Below are 5042 nucleotides of genomic sequence, written 5' to 3'. Positions count from 1 at the left end.
TCAAATCTCACTAAACAACTTAAGTCAATAATAACAATCCTATCCTCTTCGTTTGATAGAAAACGCCACTACAATCTGTACTGACTTTCTGCCTTGGAAAAATAAAGGAACATCATTGGTCATTCTTATTATTCGTAGTAAAACAAGAGAATAGCCAAGAATTGCTGAATTGCTATATGGATTACCTGGCCCGTGCTGCCAGGCTGAAAATCGGAAGCGGTCACCCGCTGCGACTATTAAATCCGGTCAGACAGCTAATTATCGTTTCCATCTAATGGTGTGTATAGAGGGTGTCTGCACACGGGGCAGGTTTTTATCCCGTTTTTAATCATTGCAATGGCGCAATCCCTATGGAATTTGTGAGAACAGGGCATCATCAGGCAGCCGTTGAAGGTATCTTCCAGGCAGATGCAGCATTCATCGTGGCCTGAGTTTTCACGGCATTTGTGATTGTCCTGATACTTTTTATCCATACAGACATTGCAAGTATCACAGTGAAAGGACTTATCCTTTTCTACTCGGCAAAAGCCGCATTTATCGCAGTGGTGCGGATTTTTTTCCACACAGATGAAGTGTTTGCATTTTGCACAGAAATATTCCGACATTTGCTGGTTGCATCCCGGGCACGTCTGGGAGTTTTCTGTGATATCCCCCTCATAATTACATAGAGAACATTGAAGCTTTCTCGCTTCAAAAGCCTTGCGATTTTTAACGTCGCAGTCATCACTTTCGTTATGACATCTATGGCAGGGGAAATACCTGGCACAGCACTCAAAGTTCACACGGCATAACCTATGGTAATGATTGCACAATGGCTCCCGGGCTTCTTGCTCAGATATCCTTAACGGCTCATTAGAAGGGTTTGCCTCTTCATTTTGGGTACCCAACAGTTGGTGAGAAGCAAAATGCGCTGTGTCATGGCTATGCATCGCTGGATTATTGGCCTCTCTCGTCTGATAGGCCAGATTGGACGCTGTTTGATGGCTCCAATAGTCTGCTAATTCTTCTTGTTTTTTGAGATCGACGTACAACTTTTCGATATGTTCCCTCAAACACTGGTTTTGAGCTTCCAAATGGGCCACCGAATTCCAATGCTTCAGGCTCTCTGCCATTAGATCTTGATTCATTCCATCTAATTCGCGATTCTCCATTCTTAATCCTTGAGTCTCTATAGTTAACTCCCGATTTTCTATTCTTAACCCTTGAACTTCTTCAGTTAACGCTTCAATTTGCTGTCTTTTTTTCTCTTCTTTTTCCTGAGCGCGTCTTTTAAGCTCAATGAGAAGGGAACCATCGGTCGAATATTTACTTAAGAAGTTTTGATTTATCCCCGACACTTCCAAATCGGATCGGTTATGTGCCTTATTGGCTTGATGATCACCGTAAGAGGGTCTTGCCTTTAATCGCTTTTGGGAAGAGACATTTTGCTGATTTGCAAGGACAGTCCGTTTTGGCCTTGCTCCCTGCTGTAAGTATCTATGAGAGGGGAAGTCATTGGCGACAGAGACAGAAGGACTGCGGTAACTATTAACTGGCTGGATGGAATCGGTGAATCTATATCTATTGCTGGCAGTTGTATCGTTGGAACTATTATCACTGTGACTGATGACAGGCTCTACTAAAGGCAATTGTAGTGAATGCTCTCGTACTGAGTGGGAAGTACGCGACTGCCTCATCAGCTGATTTGAGAGGCGTTCTAATTCATGGAACGATGGGTGCTGTTCAAATTGTATAAAGGTATCACGAAAAGAGACAGAGAATGTAAACGATGATGCATGAATCATAATATCACGACTTATGACTGAATCTGATATTTTCTCTAACAGCTTACGAATGGATTCAAGTGGGTTTGAATAGAGCAGGAACAATTGAACGAAGTATTCAGTAAAGCAGCATTTTTCAAATTCTCCTATAGGTGGCTGATGATCAGATTGATTGAGCCTGTTGATTATATCCTTAACAATCTTATACAAAATCTTCAGGTTGTTGTCGCCAGCTTTGGGCAGTGGTCGGTCAGGTGGAATGATCGGTCTTAGTGCAGACAGCATGTCAGGGTCATTCAAAGTCCGTGTTTTATCGGTTGTAGCTTCTATCAACTGCTTGATAAACCGGTTGCGCTCTGAGTTTTCATAGAAAGAACGCTGCAGGTCCAGTGCCACCTCAAGAGGCGTGACAGGATTACCCCTGGTGTTCGTGCCTATTGTTTCCAGAACCTGCAAACGCTGAGGCATGTCCAGCTCATCCAGTATTTGCCTCAGCTTAAAAACGGCATCGGGATCGCCGCTTTCAATGATGGCTATAAGCTGGTTCGCAAGTGCCTGAAGGCCTTGAGTCGTAACATCTTTTTCACTCTCCACTCCATTGTCGTCTTTTCTGTTATCCCCACCTTCTCTGTCTTCATAGTCTTCTCCCGGTGATCTGGTCTCCTGACCATCGGGTTCAAATCTTTGTTCTTTTTGATGATGGTTATTTTTGTTGCTTGCTCCTTTATCTGTTTGACTGCCAGAGGGTGCTCCATCGCCATTACCTGCCTTTAAGCCACCCGCATGATGCGTATTCAATGCTGTGCGCTCAAGAAACAGTTTTAAACAGCTAAGCTGCCACTGAAGGTTTTCGCTGACCGGGCAAGCGGTGCCGGCACGCTGGAAGTGGGTTTTCCAGAAATGAACATCGGTCAGTTGCTCAATATTCAGGAAATCGGGCCAACCAACGGGTATAACGGTTTCAACCCGAACCTTGTGCACATCGGAATGATGCCGGTCAATGAGAGTTGAGGAATAGCATAATGGCACAACCGCCAAAGACAGCAGGGTAAGAACAAATATTATGAATAAGCGGTAAAAATGCATTCAAATCACACGAAACAACTTGAGTTAATAATACCAATCCCACCCTCTTCGTTTGATAGAAAATGCCACCAAAATCTGTACTAATTATTGTTTTCATCTGAGGGAGGGAATAGAGGCTGTCTGCACATGGGGCAGGTTGTTATCCCGCTTTGAATCATCGCAGCGGCGCAATCCTTATGAATTTTGTGGGAGCAGGGCAGTATCTGACAGCCGCCGAAGCCATCTTCCAGGCAGATGCAGCATGGATCGTGGCCTGAGTTTTCCCGGCATTTGTGATTGTCTTTTAACCTTATATCCAGACAGACATTGCAGACATCACAGTGAAAGGTCTTATCCTTGTGTATTCGGCAAATGCCGCATTGATCGCAGTGGTACGGTTTTTCTTCAGTATTAGTGAAGTGTTTGCACTTTGCACAGTAATAGTCAGCCATTAACGTTTTGCATTGAGGGCACGTCTGGGAATTTTCCGTAATGTCCCCTTCATATTTACATAGAGAGCATTGAAACTTTCTCGCTTCACGTGCCTTGCGATCTGAAACGTCGCAGTCCTCACTGGCGTTATGACATCTATGGCAGGGGAAATACCTGGCACAGCACTCAAAGTTCACACGGCATAACCTTTTGTAATGATCGCACAATGGCTCCCGGGCTTCTTGCTCAGATGTCCTTAACGGCTCATTCGAAGGGTTTGTCTCTTCATTGTGGATGCTCAACTGTTGTTGAGAAGCAAAACGCGCTGTGTCATAGCTATGCGTCTCTGGATTACTGGCCTCCCTCGTCTGACGGGCCAGATTGACCGCTGTTTGATGGATCCAATAGTCTGCTAATTCTTGTTGTTTTTTGAGATCAACGTTCAACTTTGTGATATGTTCTCTCAAACACTGGTTTTGAGTTGCCAAATCGCTCATCGAATTCCAATGCTTCCGACTCTCTGCCATTAGATCTTGATTCGTTCTGGCTAATTCGTGATTCTCCATTCTTAATCCTTGAGCCTCTAGAGTTAACTCCCGATTTTCTATTCTTAACCCTTGAACTTCTTCAGTTAACGCTTCAATCCGTTGCGTTTTTTTCTCTTCTTTTTCCTGAGCGCGTCTTTTAAGCTCAATGAGAAGGGAGCCGTCGGTCGAATGTTTACTCAAGAAGTTCTGATTTATCCCCGACACCTCCAAATCGGATCGGTTATGTGCCCCACCGGCTTGATGATCACCGCATGAGGGTCTCGCCATCAGTCGCTTTTGGGAAGAGATATCTTGCTGATTCGCAAGGACAGTCCGTTTTGGCCTTGCTCCCTGCTGTAAGTATCTCAGAGAGTCAGAGGAACAGCTGGTAGAGCCAGAGGCTCTGTGGTAGCTATTAAATTGCCGGATGGGATCAGTGAACCTATTACCATTGCTGGCAGTTGTATCGTTGGCGGTATTACCACTGTGACTGATGACAGGTTCTATTAAAGGCACTTGTAGTGAATGGGAATTATGTGCCTGCCTTATCAGCTCATTTGAAAAGCGTGCTAATTCATGGCGTGATGGGTGCTTTTTAAGTTGTATAAAGGTATCGCGAAAAGGGATGGAGAATGTCAATGATGGCGCAAAAATCATGATATCACGGCTTATGACAGAATCTGACAGTTTCTCTAACAGTTCACGAATAAATTCAAGTGGGTTTGAATAGAGCAGGAACAATTGAACGAAATACTCAGTAAAGCAGCATTTTTCAAATTGTCCTATGGGTGGCTGCTGGTCAGATTGATTGACTCTGTGGATTATATCCTGAACAATCTTATACAAAATCCTTAGGTTGTTGTCGCCAACTTCGTGCAGTGTCCAGTCAGGTAGTATGATCGGTCGAAGTGAAGACAGAATATCAGGGTCATTCAAAGTACGTGTTTTATCGGTTGTAGCTTCTATCAGCTGCCTGATAAACCGGTTGCGCTTTGAGTTTTCATAGAATGAACGCTGCAGGTCCAGTGCCGCCTCAAGAGGCGTGACAGGATTACCCTTGGTGTTCGTGCCTATTGTTTCCAGAACCTGCAAACGCTGAGGCATGTCCAGCTCATCCAGTATTTGCCTCAGCTTAAAAACGGCATCGGGAGCGTCGCTTTCAATGATGGCTATAAGCTGGTTCGCAAGTTCCTGAAGGTCTTGAGTCGTAGCCTTTTTTTCACTCTCCTCTCCATTGTCGTCTTTGCTGTCATCT

Annotated in this window: 2 protein-coding genes; both read right to left on the bottom strand. The window is 44.5% G+C overall.

Features of this window, described 5'->3' with window-relative positions; translation table 11 throughout:
* Nucleotides 1-254: 254 nt before the first annotated feature.
* Nucleotides 255-2849 carry a CHY zinc finger protein gene (locus KBW69_RS23095; protein ID WP_257282476.1) on the bottom strand — a complete coding sequence of 865 codons (2595 nt, stop codon included), beginning with the start codon at nt 2847-2849 and terminating at the stop codon, nt 255-257.
* Nucleotides 2850-2929: 80 nt separating this feature from the next.
* On the bottom strand, nt 2930-5042 hold a 2113-nt coding region (locus KBW69_RS23090), incomplete at its 5' end, for a CHY zinc finger protein (RefSeq protein ID WP_257282475.1).

It is taken from the genome of Endozoicomonas sp. ISHI1 (assembly GCF_024606225.1).
Taxonomy (GTDB): Bacteria; Pseudomonadota; Gammaproteobacteria; order Pseudomonadales; family Endozoicomonadaceae; genus Endozoicomonas_A.
This window is presented reverse-complemented; position numbering and strand designations above follow the sequence as displayed.

Coding starts and splice junctions, on each gene's coding strand:
- KBW69_RS23095 (WP_257282476.1), bottom strand. CDS start 2,849: ATGCATTTTTACCGCTTATTCATAATATTTGTTCTTACCCTGCTGTCT.